Source organism: Bombella pollinis (assembly GCF_026385485.1).
In the GTDB taxonomy this organism is placed as follows: Bacteria; Pseudomonadota; Alphaproteobacteria; order Acetobacterales; family Acetobacteraceae; genus Bombella; species Bombella pollinis.
The window spans coordinates 202,277-221,382 of the sequence record NZ_JANIDX010000001.1; the positions used below are offsets into that span (position 1 = coordinate 202,277).

The 19,106-nt window shown below is 52.1% G+C and carries 12 protein-coding genes, 1 pseudogene and 1 CRISPR repeat array (1 of these 14 cut by a window edge); of the genes and pseudogenes, 6 read left to right on the forward strand and 7 right to left on the reverse strand.

The window, feature by feature from the left end; genetic code table 11:
• Positions 1 to 94: 94 nt before the first annotated feature.
• On the reverse strand, positions 95 to 5,068 hold the full coding sequence (locus NQF89_RS01020) for an autotransporter domain-containing protein (protein ID WP_266137297.1): 4,974 nt from the start codon (positions 5,066 to 5,068) through the stop codon (positions 95 to 97).
• Between the two features lie 322 nt (positions 5,069 to 5,390).
• Positions 5,391 to 5,843, reverse strand: a complete 453-nt coding sequence (locus NQF89_RS01025; RefSeq protein WP_155572595.1) for an RrF2 family transcriptional regulator — start codon at positions 5,841 to 5,843, stop codon at positions 5,391 to 5,393.
• A 183-nt stretch (positions 5,844 to 6,026) separates the two neighbouring features.
• Here NQF89_RS01025 and cysK point away from each other — a divergent pair, with 183 nt between their 5' ends.
• Positions 6,027 to 7,028: a cysteine synthase A gene (cysK, locus tag NQF89_RS01030; protein WP_266137298.1), complete on the forward strand. Its 1,002-nt coding sequence runs from the start codon at positions 6,027 to 6,029 to the stop codon at positions 7,026 to 7,028.
• A gap of 94 nt (positions 7,029 to 7,122) precedes the next feature.
• On the opposite strand, the gene NQF89_RS01035 is transcribed toward cysK, so the two are convergent.
• Positions 7,123 to 7,893 (reverse strand): glucose 1-dehydrogenase, encoded by a 771-nt coding sequence (locus NQF89_RS01035; protein WP_155572593.1) that lies wholly within the window; start codon positions 7,891 to 7,893, stop codon positions 7,123 to 7,125.
• A 473-nt stretch (positions 7,894 to 8,366) separates the two neighbouring features.
• Between NQF89_RS01035 and tauD the strand changes: the two genes are divergently transcribed.
• The 5 genes and pseudogenes from tauD to NQF89_RS01060 all read left to right on the forward strand — a co-directional run.
• Entirely contained in the window at positions 8,367 to 9,275 is a 909-nt protein-coding gene (tauD, locus tag NQF89_RS01040) for a taurine dioxygenase (RefSeq protein WP_155572592.1), read from the forward strand.
• Positions 9,276 to 9,281: 6 nt separating this feature from the next.
• Positions 9,282 to 10,622 (forward strand): amino acid permease, encoded by a 1,341-nt coding sequence (locus tag NQF89_RS01045; RefSeq protein ID WP_155579722.1) that lies wholly within the window; start codon positions 9,282 to 9,284, stop codon positions 10,620 to 10,622.
• 132 nt (positions 10,623 to 10,754) lie between these two features.
• Positions 10,755 to 11,303, forward strand: coding sequence for a Plug domain-containing protein (locus NQF89_RS01050; RefSeq protein ID WP_266137299.1), 549 nt, complete (start codon positions 10,755 to 10,757; stop codon positions 11,301 to 11,303).
• Entirely contained in the window at positions 11,224 to 11,937 is a 714-nt protein-coding gene (locus NQF89_RS01055; RefSeq protein ID WP_230880560.1) for a TonB-dependent receptor, read from the forward strand. The genes NQF89_RS01050 and NQF89_RS01055 overlap by 80 nt, the downstream gene beginning before the upstream one ends.
• A gap of 59 nt (positions 11,938 to 11,996) precedes the next feature.
• Positions 11,997 to 13,154: pseudogene (locus NQF89_RS01060) on the forward strand (TonB-dependent receptor domain-containing protein); the annotation flags it as partial.
• A 97-nt stretch (positions 13,155 to 13,251) separates the two neighbouring features.
• On the opposite strand, the gene NQF89_RS01065 reads toward NQF89_RS01060, so the two are convergent.
• From NQF89_RS01065 to cysG, 4 genes are read right to left on the reverse strand one after another with little or no spacing between them, the layout of a single operon-like run.
• Positions 13,252 to 13,656, reverse strand: coding sequence for a DUF934 domain-containing protein (locus NQF89_RS01065; RefSeq protein WP_155572590.1), 405 nt, complete (start codon positions 13,654 to 13,656; stop codon positions 13,252 to 13,254).
• The gene (locus tag NQF89_RS01070) at positions 13,643 to 15,325 is read right to left on the reverse strand and encodes a nitrite/sulfite reductase (RefSeq protein ID WP_266137300.1); all 1,683 of its coding nucleotides are present in this window, start codon (positions 15,323 to 15,325) and stop codon (positions 13,643 to 13,645) included. The genes NQF89_RS01065 and NQF89_RS01070 overlap by 14 nt, the downstream gene beginning before the upstream one ends.
• On the reverse strand, positions 15,322 to 15,675 hold the full coding sequence (locus tag NQF89_RS01075) for a DUF2849 domain-containing protein (protein WP_155579724.1): 354 nt from the start codon (positions 15,673 to 15,675) through the stop codon (positions 15,322 to 15,324). Before NQF89_RS01075 ends, NQF89_RS01070 begins: the two co-directional genes overlap by 4 nt.
• On the reverse strand, positions 15,675 to 17,123 hold the full coding sequence (gene cysG / locus NQF89_RS01080; RefSeq protein ID WP_266137301.1) for a siroheme synthase CysG: 1,449 nt from the start codon (positions 17,121 to 17,123) through the stop codon (positions 15,675 to 15,677). Before cysG ends, NQF89_RS01075 begins: the two co-directional genes overlap by 1 nt.
• A gap of 145 nt (positions 17,124 to 17,268) precedes the next feature.
• Positions 17,269 to 19,106: direct repeats of the CRISPR family, unit length 29 nt; unit sequence CGGTTCATCCCCGCGAGGGCGGGGAACAT (it continues 997 nt past the right edge of the window).

A 19,106-nucleotide genomic window follows, 5' to 3' on the forward strand; every position in this document is an offset into this window, starting at 1 on the left:
AGACATAAAAAAACGGATCACCGAGATGGTGATCCGTCCTTTTACATAAGAACTTTCTAAAAGCGCCCCCGGATAAACCCCGGGGGCTTTCTCATTAGAAGGCAACCTTAATAGACCCTGTGGCCCCACTATCAATAGAGTGGTTCCCGTATTGCCCGATATAGGACAGGTCAAGGTCAATCCGATTCGTCAGCTTAGCGGAGACACCAGCCTTCGTCACAGCAGCATCACGGGAGAGCAGCACACCAGTGATGTTCATATTATCCCCACCATCGAGGAAACGCTGCCCACGGCTAGACCCCAAGGAGCCATAAGCCCGCCGGTAAGCGGCCATGACATGGGCATGCATCCGCAAATCACCAATCCGGAAGTCCTGACCCGTACGGAAGCCGAAGGTCGTAAAGCCAACGCTGCGGTTCCCGGAGTGGCTGTAAAGAGCCGCCGCCCCATGTTCGTGGAAGCTACCCGCATATTGGTTTACATAAGCCCCCTCGACAAACGGCTCAAACTGGAGCTTGCCGACATTCATCTTATAGCTCAGCTCCGTAAAGGCGCGTGCCGTACCATCACGATAATGGCTTGTCTGGCGCCCACCAAAGCCAAGCACATCAACATGGCGGCGCGTATTCATCAAGTTCCATGTGTAGAACGCGCCCAACTTCAAGTTGAACCGCCCCCAATGAGACCCAGCATAGGCACCAATGCTGATGTTATTGCTGTTACCAGAGGAATTGCTCGCTCTGTTTGTGTTGAACATGGAATGCCCGTAGGAAATCATGCCACCAACACGCCAGCGATTGGCCACCGGAGCATCCGCCCCCATAACAAAGCCTGCGGTCTGATGGTGCAAGGCATCGACACTACCGCCGCCGCCATTATGCCCCATGCTCCCATAAGCCTGACCCCACATGACAGCATGATCACGATAGCAACGGGATTCCTTGCGCCGTGTATAGAAGTCATACCGCCCTTGAGAGGAGACATAATCACCATCATGGCAACCAGCATCTGCCAGCCTATCCAGCACAGCCTGCTCTAGCAGGTAGCTATCCTGGATAAGAGCCGTACGGGCAGACGCATGAATTTCACCAGAGAGGTTATTCATAGCCCGACGTGCTTCTTGAGCCGTCATCACACCAGAAACGGCTCTCACAACATCACTACTACTCGGCAGGCTATCCAACCCATGGCCAACAGCCGCTTCGTTACGGGTGTTGGCCACACTGCTGAAGGAGACATCACTACGATCGTAGATAATATCAACAGCATGATCCTCGAACACGGTGTAAGGCGCGACGAACAGCGAGCCTGTCCCTAGGTTCCCCGTCAAGGCGTTATCATGATTTGCTGTCACTTTACCGGTTGCTGTTAAGATACGATACGCATCACCAGCAAAAATCCGGCCATCGCCCGTCCGCTGAACATTGAGCGTTGCGCTATTAAGAGCCGCATCACCATTAACGTGGATCTCACCACTGGTAAGCTGCCTAAAGCTCCCGCTAACCGTCTTGCCCGTCGGGGTCGTTGTCGCATCACCATCACGCAGAGTGAGATCCCCCGCGCTCGCATTTGGCGTATAAGCTGTCGCATTCTGCAAGACGATGCGATTATTCGTTGCGGTTGTCCCCGCACCGACAGACAAGATGGACTGATGGCCATCAGTGCCATTCATCGTCAGGGCGGTACCTGTGTGATTCAGCGCACCGATATTCAACGTACCGGTAGAATGACCCCAGTTCGCCTCAAGCGTACCACCACCGGCAACAGTCGTTACAGGAGCCGCACCATAATCATTCACGTCCTGCTTCGTATTACCTGTAAGCTTGCCGCCGTCACCAACGCTCAACCCTGCAGAAGAAGACAGATTCACATCAGAGGCCACGCCATCATCTGTCCCCAGAGCCAATGCGCCCTGATCAATGACTGTCTGACCCGTGTAGTTATTCTGGTGCCCATTAATATAGAGGGTACCTGCACCTGTTTTGACAAGCCCACCTTGGCCACGATCTAACAAATTACCCATGATGTAGGTATTCTGACCGTTAGTGTCGAACGTCCCACGCCGAACATCTGTCGCATAATGCCCATCAGAGAGATAAATGTCAGACGCGATGTGCAGGTCAGAGCCCTGACGATTCTGGATAACACCGTTACCAAACAACGTGAACGCATTGGCCTGAGTGGATGTGCTGACAATACCCGGATTGCCTCCAACATCACCAGCAATCAACGTGCCCTTCTTGACCGTGGCGAAGGAAGCATCACCATCACCAACTTTCAAGAAGCCATCCCGCGTAATGCGGACCTGACCTTCACTGTTGATGGTCCCACCATGGGTCACCCCAACAGCATACAGAGTCGCATCCTGCTTATCTTCACCAATCGTCAAGCCACCCTTGCCGATATTGAGGAGCTGACCACCATCCAATGCATTAGCATCCGTTGCCAAGCCCGGCGGAATAGCCCCAACGCCAACCGTGCTGCCCGGTGTACCACCAACACTAACGCTATAAGCTGAAATCTCGCCACCGCTCTGCAAGCTTACGTTACCATAACCTTGACCACCGACAACCAAGTTACCAGTGCTGCCCGTGCCGGTAAGATCTACACGAGACACCACATCCGTATTGTGGTTCCCGTAAATCCCATTACCAACGGTCAAGACACCGTAAGAGCCTGCCTCTTTACCAAGTGTCAGGTTACCGCCAACGGCAACCGTCCCGCGCTCACCTACCGTTAAGAAGCCAGTCCCAGCATTACCCACAACAAGGTTGCCTGTATTGCCGGTATTCTTCAAGGTCAGACTAGATGTTGCCCCTGTATCACCTTGGCCAGAGGGCAAATCACCCGTCACATTTTTACCAGTGACGATAACATTACCAACACCAGCGGCCTTATCAGCGATGACCATATTACCATCGGTGGTTAAGCTACCACCATTTTGTAGGATAAACCGGTTATTATCGTCACCCCGTGCAGCTTTATCGTTGGTGTAATCTTTCTGACCACCAAGATCGCTCCCGATGACAACATTACCCCCACCGGTAATATTGATAGCACCTGTTTTACCTGCATAGGAGTCAACCGCGAGGTTCCCCTTCCGCAGTAGAAGGGCCGTCTCAGGGCTACCATCAACATGAGTCAAATTAACCTGACCCGTCAGATGAGTAACACTATTTGCCTGGTCTAAGACATTTACGGACTCACCAATAACCCCGTCTGTCGCATCACGCAGAAGCTGACCTTGCCCGGAAATATTATTGGAGATAACGCGATAATTTTCACGCGCTGCACTATTGGGCGAATGGTTAGGATTATTAGGTGTATCAGCCAGCGTATTTGTAGCCCAAGCAAGATTGACCGTACCCGTTTTGCCGATAGTAATCGCGCTAGAAGGATCAATCTTACCGGCCTGATTATATGCATCTTGCAGAGCATTATTATAGGCCTGACTGCCCTTATAGGACGCAGCCGAACCTTGAGTATTATGCTCCAATGTACGCGCAGCCAAACGTTGATCATACGGCGTGGATGGTGTGGAAGACCCAACAATACCACCCAACTGCAATGTACCATCTTGGACAGTTGTTGTGCCGGTGTAAGTATTATTCCCCAGCAGGGTCAATGTCCCAGAGCCTGTTTTATTCAAGCTCCCCGTATAGCTGTTGCCAGACACATCTTTATAGTTGGCAATATCACCAGCAACAGTAATACCCGTTGCATCCTGCTTACCACTAATTGGATCTAACGGCGTGGAGGCATTAACAGCGGCATTTGTGGCATTAAAGGTAGCTGTACCAGCGATGCCAATATTCATATCCGTATGGAGTGGGTCAACACCCTTCCCATCAGAGCCAGCATCCGTCCGGTTTGCCAATGTACCATCTATGATGGAGAATTGTGTGCTCTGAGGATAATCAACATTGGAGACGATAGCATTCTGGCCATAATTCTGCGTAATGCCATCCGTGCGACCATAATTATAAACGACCTGCTGATGCCCTGTCAGGCCATTATCTGTGCTGCCATCAGGCATAGTGTTGGTTAATGCAACCTCACTATCCCCAGCAATAAGAGTACCGCGCCGCCCAACAATCAAGTTGCCACGTACAGTATCGTAAACGTCATTCGTGGTGCCGTTATTACCATTTTGCGCCCCATCAGTCGTGCTAACGAGCTGAGCATCACCGAAGGAGATAACACCCTTACTCTCAATCACACCACTACGATCGACAAGGACAACACCTTTGCCGCTATTGATTGTGAGGCCACCATCACCAGCAACAAGCTGAGACCCATCACCCGTGACGTAAATAACGCCACCATTCCCACCGACATAGTTCGTGACGGAAACAGTACGCGCCGTAACAGCACCACCATTTTGGACAATAAGCTCACTATTGCCCGAGCTAGTAATCGTCCCAGTCGTATCAGGTGTTGGGTCATTATTACCAACGATCAAAGAGCCAATGATGGTATTCGGCGTTGCGCCCGCTACATCACCATTCATATGTAAGGCACTGTTACGGTCCACAATCATGTGAGCCGCATCTTTGGCCAAATAGCCAACCTCTGTCACACCTTGCGAGTTGATTGTCCCCCCATTCTGAAGGACCAAACTCCCATTACCCCGGACAAGAGTATAACCATCATAATTAATAGTCTTATCCAGAGTCACAATATTATTCTTCTGTGTTGATGCTGGGTCAGAACCCGCACCAACCATCATCCCAGAAGACGCCTGAACGAACGGCAACTTTTTGTTATTTGTTGTATCTGTAACGTAAGCCGTGCCTTGCCCAAAGAAGCCACTTTTGACCCCATTAGGACCCGTTGGCAGGCTTGCTTTCTCGCGCTCTAAAATCTGCGAGGCGACAGCATCTGTCGGATGATCGGTGCTACCGGAAAGGTCGCCATTAGCGTTATAAACACCCGTCACACCAGAATCATCAAGACCCGTTACAGCAGCATCATAAGCATCAGCTGCACGGGCAGGCGTATAAATACGCCCGAACGGCGTCATTTCTACGCAGAACAATGCCGCTGTAAACAAGAGTTTGTTGCGCATATTTCCTCCCCGCGCCCAAGAACCAGACCCACTGAAATGGGCTCTCAAAGACTCGTATCGTTACAGATAAAAACCTTACGCTAAGGTAACCAAGAATTAACGCTATATCAATATAGATTAATCAAAAATAATTTTTTTATTACAAGAATGAAAAAAGGATATAATTTTTTAATGTTTTTCTATCCAAAAGTAATGGAAAATAAAACATCCTTTTGGTTGTGTATTGGATAAGTAAATTATCGAGATGAGAAGGATTACGCCTTGTTGTATAGCAAAGTAAAAAAAATATTTTTTTATTGTTTATTTCTAAAAAACTATTTTTTTAAATAGTGAATGAGATAGGAATCTGCCGCGGACGCTCCAACCCTAAGCGTTCTGCTTGTTGTAGCAAATCTGCTAACGTAATATTGCCTAACTTGCCTTTTATGCCATCATTTAACTCTTCCCATAAAGGCTTCATCACAAGTGTCCTTAAAGGATTATCCTGCTCTACCGGGAAGCAAGACGAATCGTACGCCCCTACGGCACTGGCAATCTCATGCAAGTTCACAACACGAGGTGAACGCCCTAGCCGATAGCCCCCTTTGGGGCCACGTATGCTATCTAATAAGCCTGCCCGTGAGAGTGCCTGTAAAACAGGCTCGATTCCCCGTCGCAAAAGCCCGCTACGCTGTGCAATATCAGCCCCGCTCGCCACACCAGACCGCCCCGCATAAAAGGCGACATCCAACATGATGGACAAAGCTGTTAGGATACGGTCTGTCTTTAAGTACATAATATCATCCTCATAAGCAGAGCTGCGTCTCCCATTTTACCGCATTTTACGATAGAAAAAAGGGAATTATAATTTTAACCGCCTTTCTTTGCGTATTGCCCTTACAATCGGTTAAGGTAGAGCTATAAATATTGAAGGCCGGTCTTTTAAGGCCACCTTTCCATCTGACAAGGAGTACCGCACATGTCAGGGTCATCCTCCACTTCTGTTCCTTTTCCACTCTCCAAAACAGCCTTTGCAGCACCGCGTGGGCAGGTTTATCCTTCATTTTTGGAAGTCGTGGGCGGCACACCGCTTGTGGCCATTCCCCATCTTACCAAACAAGAGCATCTTAAAGCTCATGTGTTACTCAAATTAGAGTTCTTTAACCCGCTTGCCTCCGTTAAAGATCGTATCGGCGTGGCAATGCTGCGTGATGCGCAAGAAAAGGGCCTCATCACACCGGGCAAATCCGTCCTTGTTGAGCCAACCTCTGGCAATACAGGGATTGGCTTAGCCTTTGCCGCGGCCTCTATGGGCTATAAGCTCATCGTCACGATGCCCGAAAGTGCCTCGCTAGAGCGGCGTAAAATGATGGCGCTCCTCGGTGTCACGTTGGAACTAACCCCCGCTCAACAAGGGATGAAAGGGGCCATCAACAAAGCAGAAGAAATCCTCAAACAGACTAAAGATGCGTGGATGCCAAGCCAGTTTACAAACCCTGCCAATCCACGCGTGCATGAAAAAACCACCGCTGAGGAGATTTGGACTGATACAGCAGGGCAGGTTGATGCCATCGTAGCCGGGTTAGGCACAGGCGGGACAGCCTCTGGGATTGCCCATGCCCTTAAACCACGCAAAGAAGGGCTTAAAGTCTTCGGGTTGGAACCTTCTGAAAGTGCTGTCCTTAATGGGGATGACCCCGGCCCGCATGGGATTCAGGGCCTTGGACCGGGCTTTAAGCCTGAGACATTGGACATCCGCGCTATTGATAAAGTCATCCCTGTTGCTGAGCATGACGCTCTTACCACAGCGCGCCTCTGCGCCAAGGTAGAAGGGCTACCTATTGGTATTTCCTCCGGGGCGTCCCTCTTTGCGGCGATGGAGCTTGCCAAACAAGATGAATGGGCAGGCAAAACCATTGTTGCCGTCATTCCTGACTTTGCTGAACGCTACCTCTCAACCGCTCTCTTTTCTGGCTTGTAAGACGAGCCTGCCTAAGAGGCAATCTACCTAAAAGGAAAGGCCTGCCCCCAAGGGAGCAGGCCTTTTTAGTAACGCATCGTAAGCGCGCTTTACCTCACTCGGAGGTGTAACCACCATCAATCACCAGCTCGGTAGCGGTGACGAATTTGGATTCATCAGAGGCCAGATACAGCACACCATAAGCCACATCTTCTGGCGTACCCAGATGACCGACAGGGTGAATATCCACAAGATGCTGATAAGCAGCTTTATCTGTGCGGGTCAGTTCATCAACCAGCGGTGTTTGGATGTAGCCGGGGCAGACGTTATTGACGCGGATCTTATAGCCCTTACGCGCACAATGCAGCGCAGCGGACTTGGTCAGCATCTTCACCCCACCCTTGGAGGAGCCATAAGCAGCGAGGTTGGGAATCCCTACCAGAGCCGAGCTGGAGCACATATTGACGATGGACCCGCCATCCCCACCATTCAGCTCACGCATCGCAGCAACGGCATATTTCACACCGAGGAAGACACCATCCAAATTGATGGACTGCACACGCCGCCATTCCTCCAAAGAGGTGCTCTCAATCGTACCATCAAAAGCGATACCAGCGTTATTGACGACAATATCCAGACGGCCATCATGCTCTTTGATGGCGGCCATCGTCTTTTTCCACTCATCTTCTTTCGCCACGTTCAGCGGTAAGAAGCATGCTTTGCCACCAGCTTTGCGAATCTCTTCTACGACCTCTTCACCACCCTTTGGGTTGAGGTCCGCAACGATGACCTTGGCCCCTTCTTTAGCCAAAAGTACGGCGATGCCTTTACCGATGCCGCTACCACCACCGGTGACTAATGCGATCTTTCCAGAAATCCGTCCCATCTGTCATCTCCTCAGATAAAGGGTCTGTGTCACATAACCGTCTTTGCATAAAACCATCTGAACTTACATCAAAATAACACCCGTACTTTGGCTCATCGCACTGGTTTTAGAGGGTGAGCAGAGCCATAAGCCGCCATTTTCAGCCCTTAATGGACACCCTCACCCTAAGCTGCATATCTTCCATGCCTATAGAGCAAACCGATTAGAGCAATTAGCTATGGCTACCCTCAAAAGGCAATTAACACGACTAATAATAGTTCTTTAAAAAGTTTTTAAATGACTCCCTCCCTCCGAATCGGACAAAATCCCTCGCGTCTTACCCTTAATTAATCCTTATAAAACAATAAGCTATAAAAAATAATCGCTTTTTTGCTAATTTTCACTTTTCAAAATGATTATTTATATAATTATGTACATATGAATCGTTGTTTTATTTAATAACGATACATAGTCGCTTTTTAGGAGTGCTCATCATGGTATCTACTGCCGCTGCCTTCGCCCCATCCTTTCCCTCACCCGCTAATGCGGATATTAAAGCGACTCCCCTCAGCCCTGCCATCGGGGCGATTATCGAGGGGATCGATATTTCCAAACCGCTCTCCGCAGAGCAAAAAGACACCCTTCATCAGCTATTATTACGCTATGAGGTTCTCTTTTTCCGTAAGCAGACCATTAGCCCAGCTCAACAGCGAGACTTTGCCCGTAATTTTGGCAAGCTTCATCTCCATCCTATCTTCCCGACTGTGCCCGATGTACCTGAGGCCATTGTGCTGGACACAGCCAAGAACGACCTACGCGATAATGCCCTCTGGCATGCTGATGTTACCTTCCAGCAAAACCCACCTTTAGGTGCTGTCCTCACAAGCCGTCTCTTACCGGAGACAGGCGGTGGTGATACAATTTGGGCCAGTGGCACTGCCGCTTATGATGCGCTTTCTGAAGGGTTAAAACAGCGGATCGACCCCCTCACCGCCCAGCATGACTTCCTCCGCTCTTTCCCCGTCTCCCGTTATGGACGGACAGAAGCGGAACGGAAAAAATGGGCCGAAACGCGCGATGCTTATCCCCCAGTGACCCATCCTGTTGTCCGCATCCACCCAGAGACAGGGAAAAAAGCTCTATTTGTTAATGAGGGCTTTACAACAGAAATCAATGATGTTGACCCCGAGGAGAGTGCATCCCTCTTGGCTTATCTCACCCGTCATGCCACAAAACCGGAGTTCTCCGTCCGTTGGCGGTGGGAAGAAGGCGATGTCGCGTTTTGGGATAATCGCATTACGCAGCATTATGCCGTAAATGACTATCTCCCTGCCCGGCGCATCATGAACCGCGTTACCATCATCGGGGAACGTCCCTTTGGCCCCGGACATCAGGAAGGTTAAAGCCCGATGGCCCACCCCCCCGCACCATCACCAGCTAGTGCTAGCCAAAGCCGTTTTAAAGGCATCCATGTCGCGATGATCTCTATTGGTGGGATCATCGGGGCGGGGCTATTTGTCGGCACCTCTGCCACCATCGCTGCGGCAGGACCTGCAGTGCTGCTCTCCTACCTTGCGGCAGGGTTAGTGGTCTGGCTGGTGATGCGTCTTTTGGGCGGCTTAGCCATTACCGCACGCGGGCAAGGGTCCTTTATTACCCATATTGCCACCCATATCGGCTCACGCACCGCCTTTATTACAGGTTGGAGCTATGCTTTCCTCTGGGCTGTGACCGCTGGAGCGCAAGCTGTGGCCGGGGGTATGATTATCGGGCGGCTGGCTCATATTGCCCCTTTATGGGGTGCGCTCGTCCTTGTAGCCATCGCTTGGTCTATTAACCGTCTTTCACTCCGCCATTATGGACAAGCAGAGACAGGCCTTTCCATTTTTAAGCTACTCTTTCTAGGTGGGTTTATTGCCCTTGGCTTAGGATGGCTAGCCCTTTCGGGCCATCCCTTTGCGATAGCCTTCCAGAACATTACTGCTCATGGTGGGGTCTTCCCTAAAGGGGGATGGGCTGTCATCGGGGCTGTGCCCATGATTATACAGACCTTCACCGGCTGCGAAATTGCCATCATTGCCGCAACCGATAGTGATCGCCCCCTACGCGCTATTGCACGGACTATGCGGCGGCTACCTTTGCAAGTGCTGTTCTTCTACGCTGGGTCGGTTTTGGTCATTATCGCCCTTCTGCCGTGGAGTGACGTGCATGTCGGGCAATCACCCTTCCTCAGCGTGTTGGAATATCTCAAGGTCCCCTTGGCGCGCTATGCCGCGATTGCGGTAACGCTTGTAGCTGTTCTCTCTTGCTTAAACTCGGCGGTTTATGTTGTCTCTCGTACACTAAAGGAACTCGCAAGCCTGCGCTTAGCCCCGCAAAAGCTAACCCTTGAGACCGCTCGCCATGTACCGCTCTGGTCATTACGGCTCACAACTTTGTTGGAGTTGCTCGTCATTGCCTCGGCCATTGGCTCGCCAGAAACACTCTACCCCGTCCTACTTGGCTCATCAGGTGGGTTGATCCTCTTTATCTATTTCATCATCGCCATTGCTTATTGGCTGTGGGGCCGACAATCACAAACAGCCACAGCCATGCCCGTGGCGCGTGGATTAATCCTGCTCATCCCCATTTTAGGGGCTATTCTTCTCATTCTACCCGCTGCACGGGGAGATGCATTGCTCTCCTTAGCGGTCATTCTCGTGCTGAGCATCATCAGCCTCTTAGCCCTCTCTCAACGATGTCTGCGGTAAGGCCTAATCCATTTTCTGCGCATAGCTAATTAAGGCGAGCTATCGGCCTAGCCCCCTCGCTCGCCTCGTCCCAGCCCCTTACTGGATAATCATCATGAAACCACGCCATCTCCTATGGGCGGCCTAACGGGCTTGTCCGTACCCTTTATTGTGCCTGTTGCGGCACAAACCCCTTCCCACCATGCCACAACAAAAAAACATCTAATAAACACCCCGCAGCCCCTTAAAACACGCGCTCATACACAGCGTCTGGCGCGCAAAAGCCTCTCTGGTGGGTATGAGACGCTATCCGTCCATACCCGCCATTTAACGCAAGGGACACAGCTTGTATTGGGCCATAAGCAGCTAGAACAACAAGTGCCCGGTACCAACCCATTACGCACCCTTGCTCAATTACCGGGGGTTCAATTCCAATCCGATGACCCGCAAGGCATTGATACCTACTCTACCCAACTTTACATGCACGGCTTTGTTCAAAGTGAAATCGGCATGACGCTAGATGGCCTGCCCCTTGGTGAGCCAACCTTCCGTAACTATAACGGGCTGAACCCTTTACAGGCCATTTCTTCCGAAAATGTGGAGCGGCTAGAGGTCACCCAAAGTGCCGGGGCAGAAAGCACAGCTAGCACCAATAATCTGGGGGGGAAGCCTGAATTACATCTCCAGCAATCCGAAGGATAAATTAGGCGGGACCATCGCACAGACCTTTGGGAGTAATGCGCTATTCCATTCCTTCTTCCGTTTTGATTCCGGTACGTTAAATGAGAGTGGTACAAAGTTCTACGTCTCATACATGCGCAATCAGGGCGATAAATGGAAGGGCGGTGGGGACCAGTTTATGCAACAGGTCAATGCTAAGCTCGTCCAACCGATTGGGGAGAGAAGCCAGCTCTCCGCCTTCTTTAACTGGGATGCCCTCCAGATGGTGAATTATCAGGATTACGCCCCTAGCTGGCTGGATCAAGCCGGGTCTCGATTAGATAATTTCTACGGACGGCCCGGCGCATGGGCACAGGCTTATCATGCGGCACAAGGGCGGTATCCTGCTGCCTATAATGGGCTGACAGACCCTAAGGACGTCTCTTATTACGATAGTACCGCTAGCTCCTCCGACTTTTTCGGCGGGGTTAAAGCAGACCTCGCCCTTACAGACCACTTAACATGGAAAAGCAGCCTCTATGGCCATAGCGAAACCGGGCACGGCACATATGCCAGCCCCTATGCGTATCAAAATGGTGTCGATACAGTGCAGCTTAATGGCGGACCTATCTTCGAGCAGGTGCGCCATCCTTCCATCGAACGTTTTGGCGGGTAACCTCCTTTGAGTACCATTTAAAGCAGCATGAGCTTTCTACAGGGTTTTGGTACGAGAATAACCAATATGATTCCTACGCTTATGCCTACCAACAACCCAACAGCCCAGACGGCACGCCTCTAAACCCCTTTGGAAGCTTTAAAAACGTCCCTAGCCGAACCCTTTGGGGCCAGCGTTGCAACACTAATAGCTTCACGGCTTATGTGCAGGACACCTACCATCCCATTAAATCCGTTGCGCTGCATTTTGGCTTTAAGTCCATCCTCAATACAACCCGTGTAGGCCATGCCACCAACTGGGGGCCTCGCTTTCCCGCTCTGGCCAATGCTGAAAGCTTAACAACGGCCAAAGCCTTCCTCCCCCATATTAGCGGGGATTGGCATTTTCTCCATCATCATGAATTATTCTTTGATATTTCGGAAAATGCCCATGCCTACAGCCAGTCGGGCTATAACTCCAGCAACTCCCCCTTTGCAGTGTCTCAACTAGCGTATAACGCCACAAAAGACAGCCTAAAGCCAGAAACCGCATGGACCTTCACCGGAGGTTACCGCTACACCGACCATCTCATCCAAAGCAGCCTCTATCTATACCGCACTAACTTCCATAACCGCTTGCAGCAGATTCTAGGCAGTGCGGGGGCTGGGTCCATCCTCACCAACAATACGTCCACTGTACAAAATGTAGGGGGTGTAACCATGAATGGCGTGGATGGTGCCATTACCATCACACCACTACCCGGCCTCGCCTTATTTAATAGCGTTAGCTACGATAAAGCGGCTTATGACCAAAATATACGCAGCGGCGGCACACTTTATGCCACAAAAGGACGGCAAGTCGTTGCTTATCCTCGCTTTATGTACAAGGCCCGCCTCTCTTACGAATGGCAGCATCTACAAGCCTATATCGATACCCAATATTATGGCAAACGCAGCTATGATTATGTTGGTGATTATAAATTGCCAAGCTATTGGCTGGCCAATTTCGGGCTTATCTATTCATGGGACTTAACCCATTTTGGAATGCGTAACCCCACCGCCGTACGGAAGCTTATCTTCTCTTTTAACATCTATAATCTAGCAAACCAAAAATACGCCTCCACTATGGGACAAAATGGCTTCACCATGGATAATAAAGAGGGGGCCGCTTACAATAACCAATCCATCCTACTTGGTGCGCCCCGCCAGTTCTTTGGCTCTGTTAAGGCAGAGTTCTAAAACAACACCCCTGATACAAACAAGCCGGAGGGGACATCACATCCCTTCCGGCTTGTTTATTCTGTAAAGCCGTTCCAACGATTCTTTTATGGCCCCTTCAGGCGGAACTAACAGCAGTATTCTGATAATAAAACTGATAACGGCTCAACTGCTCGTCCCAATCCTGCGTATTGGCTTCCTCTGGTAAGGCCACACTATCAAACCCGCAGCGTTTAAGGTGAATCGCTTGGTCTGGCAAAAGATGACCAGAGGCCCGGATCTCCCCTTTATACCCCTCATATTCCCGCAGAGAGCGCGCTTGTGTAAAAGCCCGCCCATCCCGGAAGATGGGGAACTCCAACACAATCAAGGTCAGCTCGTTGAGATGAGAGCGTAAATCCTCCACCTCGACATCCTGAGGCAGAGAGATAGCTGTACCGTGGGGAGCGTCCTTCCAATCTGCAAAAGCCACAGGGGAGGCTTCCTCTAACGTCTTACGCCCGCTGAGATTAAACAGTTTCATAAGCCACCTCCTTAAAGGCCCTCAGCCCGCACCGCTTCAGCATAGCAGCGAAGCTTTCCCCCTTCTGCCGCTGTGCGAGATAGAACTCCACAATCCGCGCTACGGCCTCTACGGCTTCATCCTCTGCAAAGGAAGGGCCTAAAATCCCACCAATGGCGGCATTCTCTCCCCCATCCCCCCCAAGGAGAATCTGGTACGTCTCAGCCCCGCGCTTATCAACACCCAAAAGGCCGATATTACCCACATGATGATGCCCGCACGCATTAATGCAGCCCGACATATGGATGCTCAACGCCCCAATCTCAGCCTGCAACGCTGCATCCCCAAAACGGGCTCCCAATTTCTGCGCCAAGGGGAGGGAGCGCGCATTGGCCAGATTGCAATAATCCAAACCGGGGCAGCTCACAATATCGCTAATCAGCCCAACATTCGGCGCGGCAAGGTCAAGCTTCTGCAAGCCCTCCCACACATCATAAAGCTGGTCTTTACGCACATGACCAAACACCAGATTCTGCAAATGCGTCACCCGCACTTCCCCAAAGGCATAACGAGCGGATAAATCTGCCAGACCGTGCATTTGCTCTGCCGTTACATCACCGGGGATAGCCCCCGGCGTTTTGAGAGAAACAACCGCACAAATATAGCTGTCATGATGATGAGGGTGCGTATTGCTTGCCACCCAGCGGGCAAAGGCTGGGTCTGCCTGCTTATGCTGCTCAAAGAGAGAGGCCGCATCCGCTGGGGCTTGAAGGTCCGGCACAGCAAAACGCGCCCGAATCTGTGCAACATGCTCCGGCGTCAGGCGGTAAGCCGCACGGTCCATGCGGCTAAGCTCCTCCTCCACAGCTTTGCGGAAAGCCTCTAACCCAATGGTCTGCACCAAAATCTTGATACGCGCTTTATAGAGATTATCTCGCCGACCAAACGCATTATAAACGCGCAACACCGCCTCTAGCGTGGCGATGAGGTCTTCTTCCCTCACGGAATCGAACAATTCCTGCCCAACAACGGGCGTCCGCCCTAAACCACCCCCCACAAAAAGGCGAAAGAGCGGGCCATGTTCGCTAGGGCGTGCCAGCAAGCCAATATCATGAAAGCGCGCCGCTACACGGTCCTCTGGGCTACCAGAAATCGCGATTTTAAACTTACGGGGCAGGAAGGTGAACTCAGGATGCAAAGTGGACCATTGCCGCACAATCTCAGCATGAATGCGCGGGTCCATCAGCTCATCCTTAGCCGCCCCAGCGAACTCATCAGAGGTGACATTACGGATGCAATTACCACTTGTTTGGATGGCGTGCATATCCACCTCGGCCAATTCCCGCAGGATGGCTGGCATATCCTTCAACGCAATCCAATTAAACTGAATATTCTGCCGGGTGGTGAAATGGCCGTAATTGCGGTCATATTTCGCAGCAACATCAGCAAGCTTATGCAGCTGGCGGCTATCTAACACACCATACGGAATCGCCACGCGTAACATATAGGCATGAAGCTGAAGATAAACGCCATTCATCAAACGGAACGGCTTAAACTCCTCCTCGCTTAATTCGCCAGCAAGACGGCGGCGCACTTGGCCTTCAAACTCATTAATCCGCTCTTGAAGAAAGGCCCGGTCCCGCTCCTCATATTGATAATGCCCAACAGAATGTGAGTTAGATTGAGTCATTGCGCACGCTCCTTCTCCTGCGCTGGGGTCCGCGCTAGGGCATCGTCATACGAAAAATCAGGGTGAACACTCGGCCCGTGGGCACGAATCACTTCGCGTGCTGTTACAGGCTCTGGCGGCTGTGTGTCATGGGCGACAACTTCATAAATCGCCACAACCTCTTTTTGCGCCGCTGCGGCCAAAGCACGCTCTAAGGCAGGGCCTGCCTCCTCATAGCTAAAGCGTTTTGCCTCAGCAATGGATTCACGCCAATGCTCTCCCTCGCCAAGCCAAACAATACGGCCATCCAGCAAACGATTTGCCGTCAGCAATAGGACTTCCCCCTCTCCCGGGCGGGATAGACGTTTCATCACGCACGCTCCTTTGATGTGCTCTCACTGGAAGCAGCCGGCGGCTCCACCGCACCACGATGATGCACCACTTCCCCCACAATAATTAAGACTGGGCTTTCCAACCCCTGCTGCTGCACAAGCGCGGTAATTGTGCCCAACGTACCCTTGACGCATCGTTGATCCGGGCAGGAGCCACGATAAATCACCGCAACAGGCCAATGGGCGGGCAGACCATGCCCCTGCATTTGCTGGCATAGCTCCCCTATAGAGCTTAACCCCATATAAATCACCACCGTTTGCCCCTTACGGGCAAGGCTGGGCCAATGCAGATTTAACGTACCATCTGCGCGCGCATGACCCGTCACCATAATGCAGCTTTGGGCACAATCCCGATGTGTGAGCGGAATCCCCGCCGCTACCGCACAACCATTCGCCGCCGTAATGCCAGGGACAACCCGCACCGGCACATGCGCGGCGAGCAAACTCTCCATCTCCTCACCCCCACGGCCAAAAACAAACGGGTCCCCTCCTTTTAACCGTAGGACGCGTTCCCCCCGCTGGGCACGGCGCAAAAGCTCGGATTCTATATCACGTTGCGGCAGCGTATGATAGCTACGCTTTTTGCCAACATACACACGCTCCGCATCCCGCCGCACGCGGTCCAGAACCTCTGGAGCCACGAGGTTATCATATAAAACACTATCAGCATTTTGCATCAAACGGAGGGCGGCAAGGGTCAACCAATCGGGATTCCCCGGCCCAGCCCCCACAAGCCACACCTCCCCTTGCGGGCGCGTGGCGACTCCCTCCGCTGCCTCGACAAGCTGCTCTAGCTGATGACGGGCTGAAGCCTCCTCCCCCGCCAAAGCGGCCTCATAAGCAGGGCCATCCACAAAGGATTCCCACACACGTTGCCGCTGCTTCACATGCGGGAGGCGAGCCTTCAGCCAACCGCGCTGTTGCTGCATAAACCGTGCGGCCTCACCCACTCTAGCCGGGAGCATAGCCTCGACCATCTGCCGCACCCGGCGCGCTAAAACGGGAGAGGCTCCCCCCGTGGTAATCGCCACTTGCACGGGGGAGCGATCCACCAACGCCGGGGTAATAAAGCTGGAAAGCTCTTGATTATCCACCACGCATACAGGCACACGCAACGCATGAGCCTGCCGCGACACCATCTCATTAACAGCCTCATCATCCGTAGCGGCAAAGACTACAGCCATCTCCGGCAATATCTCTCGCAGGGCTTGCTCCTCAACACGCCCTTGACGAAACACCGCCTGCCCCTGCGCAATGAGAGCCTCTAGCTCAGGATGCACGCTCTCCGCCCAAATATGAAGCCGCCGGCACCGCCCTTTAAGCAAGCGCATCTTCTGCACCGCCACCTGCCCCCCCCCAATGAGAAGGGCATCGCGTTGGCCTGTCCGCATCATAATCGGCAGATAAGAGAAGGGCTTCATCGTCATGCAGGGAGCATGTCAAATCTGGTGCAAAAATCAACTCATTATTTTGTTGTTTTTTTTAATAACGATAAATTTTAGTTGTTTTTATGCCTAACCTTCCTCTGAAAGTTACCAATTGCTACCGCCTCTTCCCGCTTCTGCCGTTCTGCGGTTCATCCCCGCGAGGGCGGGGAACATTCATTTATAACTCTCCACACTACCAATCTCGGCGGTTCATCCCCGCGAGGGCGGGGAACATATCAAGGGCGTCTGAATGCGGCCGAGGACGCTCGGTTCATCCCCGCGAGGGCGGGGAACATTGGCCAAGCGCATCTTAAATAGGCATTTTTCACGGTTCATCCCCGCGAGGGCGGGGAACATCAGTAACCCGGCGTCAATCAGCTCTGTTCTGGCGGTTCATCCCCGCGAGGGCGGGGAACATGTTGCTACATATAGACAGTATTCCTCCCCCTCCGGTTCATCCCCGCGAGGGCGGGGAACATGTTACGAAGAGCCTCTGCTAATCCTAACACGTCGGTTCATCCCCGCGAGGGCGGGGAACATATTATATTCATCACTTGTTAGGTAAATATATACGGTTCATCCCCGCGAGGGCGGGGAACATATCCGAAATAGTTTTTTCACTATCAGAAAAGCCGGTTCATCCCCGCGAGGGCGGGGAACATACGGTCTAGAAAATAATTTTCTCTGTCAAGGCCGGTTCATCCCCGCGAGGGCGGGGAACATCTCAATACTAATGTAAGTCAACTACAAACCAACGGTTCATCCCCGCGAGGGCGGGGAACATTGGACCTCGTTTTGATTAAAGGCCTCAAGGTCCGGTTCATCCCCGCGAGGGCGGGGAACATTTCTGGCTTTAAAATACCAGCCGCCCTCATAACGGTTCATCCCCGCGAGGGCGGGGAACATCTCCCCACTCGTTGGATCAATTCTTTAGGTGTCGGTTCATCCCCGCGAGGGCGGGGAACATATCTCAGTGAACTCGTCCCTGCAGAATGCCGCCGGTTCATCCCCGCGAGGGCGGGGAACATTCTTGTGCTAACGCTCTGATGTCCGCTGTTGCCGGTTCATCCCCGCGAGGGCGGGGAACATTGCGCGTCTTTCCAAATCAAATATTGCTGATACGGTTCATCCCCGCGAGGGCGGGGAACATTCCCCTATTTCACTATCTTTCCTAGGTATTTTCGGTTCATCCCCGCGAGGGCGGGGAACATCAAATTAACGCGTTGCATAGTGTCCAATTTCACGGTTCATCCCCGCGAGGGCGGGGAACATCTTGGCTTTTAGGGATATAAGCCACGACATCCCGGTTCATCCCCGCGAGGGCGGGGAACATGATTTTCTGCATCAGGGCGTTGGTTTTCCGGGCGGTTCATCCCCGCGAGGGCGGGGAACATAGAAAATAACAACCCGTGGTTATATTATACCGCGGTTCATCCCCGCGAGGGCGGGGAACATGCCGGGGTATCCGGGCATGTCTGGCAGATAGCCGGTTCATCCCCGCGAGGGCGGGGAACATTTGAGGTAGGCACGCAGCGCGGGGTTATCCTACGGTTCATCCCCGCGAGGGCGGGGAACATTAGCTCTCTATCGTGAGAAAAACGCTGTGAGTCGGTTCATCCCCGCGAGGGCGGGGAACATATCACGATAAACTCCCTAGTTGTTATTACTGTCGGTTCATCCCCGCGAGGGCGGGGAACATTTTTCGTCAACACGATGGAGAGCGTATTCCTCCGGTTCATCCCCGCGAGGGCGGGGAACATCTGAATGTTTTGAATTATTTGAGCATTAAAATCGGTTCATCCCCGCGAGGGCGGGGAACATCTGTCTAGTGCTAACCAGCAAAATACAAACGACGGTTCATCCCCGCGAGGGCGGGGAACATAGAGGCGGCGGTGGCAGGGGCCGCTATTGGGGCGGTTCATCCCCGCGAGGGCGGGGAACATAGGGTCTACTGGTTTGTGTTTTGTAAATTTATCGGTTCAT

Coding starts and splice junctions, on each gene's coding strand:
- NQF89_RS01020 (WP_266137297.1), bottom strand. CDS start 5,068: ATGCGCAACAAACTCTTGTTTACAGCGGCATTGTTCTGCGTAGAAATG.
- NQF89_RS01025 (WP_155572595.1), bottom strand. CDS start 5,843: ATGTACTTAAAGACAGACCGTATCCTAACAGCTTTGTCCATCATGTTG.
- cysK (WP_266137298.1), top strand. CDS start 6,027: ATGTCAGGGTCATCCTCCACTTCTGTTCCTTTTCCACTCTCCAAAACA.
- NQF89_RS01035 (WP_155572593.1), bottom strand. CDS start 7,893: ATGGGACGGATTTCTGGAAAGATCGCATTAGTCACCGGTGGTGGTAGC.
- tauD (WP_155572592.1), top strand. CDS start 8,367: ATGGTATCTACTGCCGCTGCCTTCGCCCCATCCTTTCCCTCACCCGCT.
- NQF89_RS01045 (WP_155579722.1), top strand. CDS start 9,282: ATGGCCCACCCCCCCGCACCATCACCAGCTAGTGCTAGCCAAAGCCGT.
- NQF89_RS01065 (WP_155572590.1), bottom strand. CDS start 13,656: ATGAAACTGTTTAATCTCAGCGGGCGTAAGACGTTAGAGGAAGCCTCC.
- NQF89_RS01070 (WP_266137300.1), bottom strand. CDS start 15,325: ATGACTCAATCTAACTCACATTCTGTTGGGCATTATCAATATGAGGAG.
- NQF89_RS01075 (WP_155579724.1), bottom strand. CDS start 15,675: ATGAAACGTCTATCCCGCCCGGGAGAGGGGGAAGTCCTATTGCTGACG.
- cysG (WP_266137301.1), bottom strand. CDS start 17,123: ATGACGATGAAGCCCTTCTCTTATCTGCCGATTATGATGCGGACAGGC.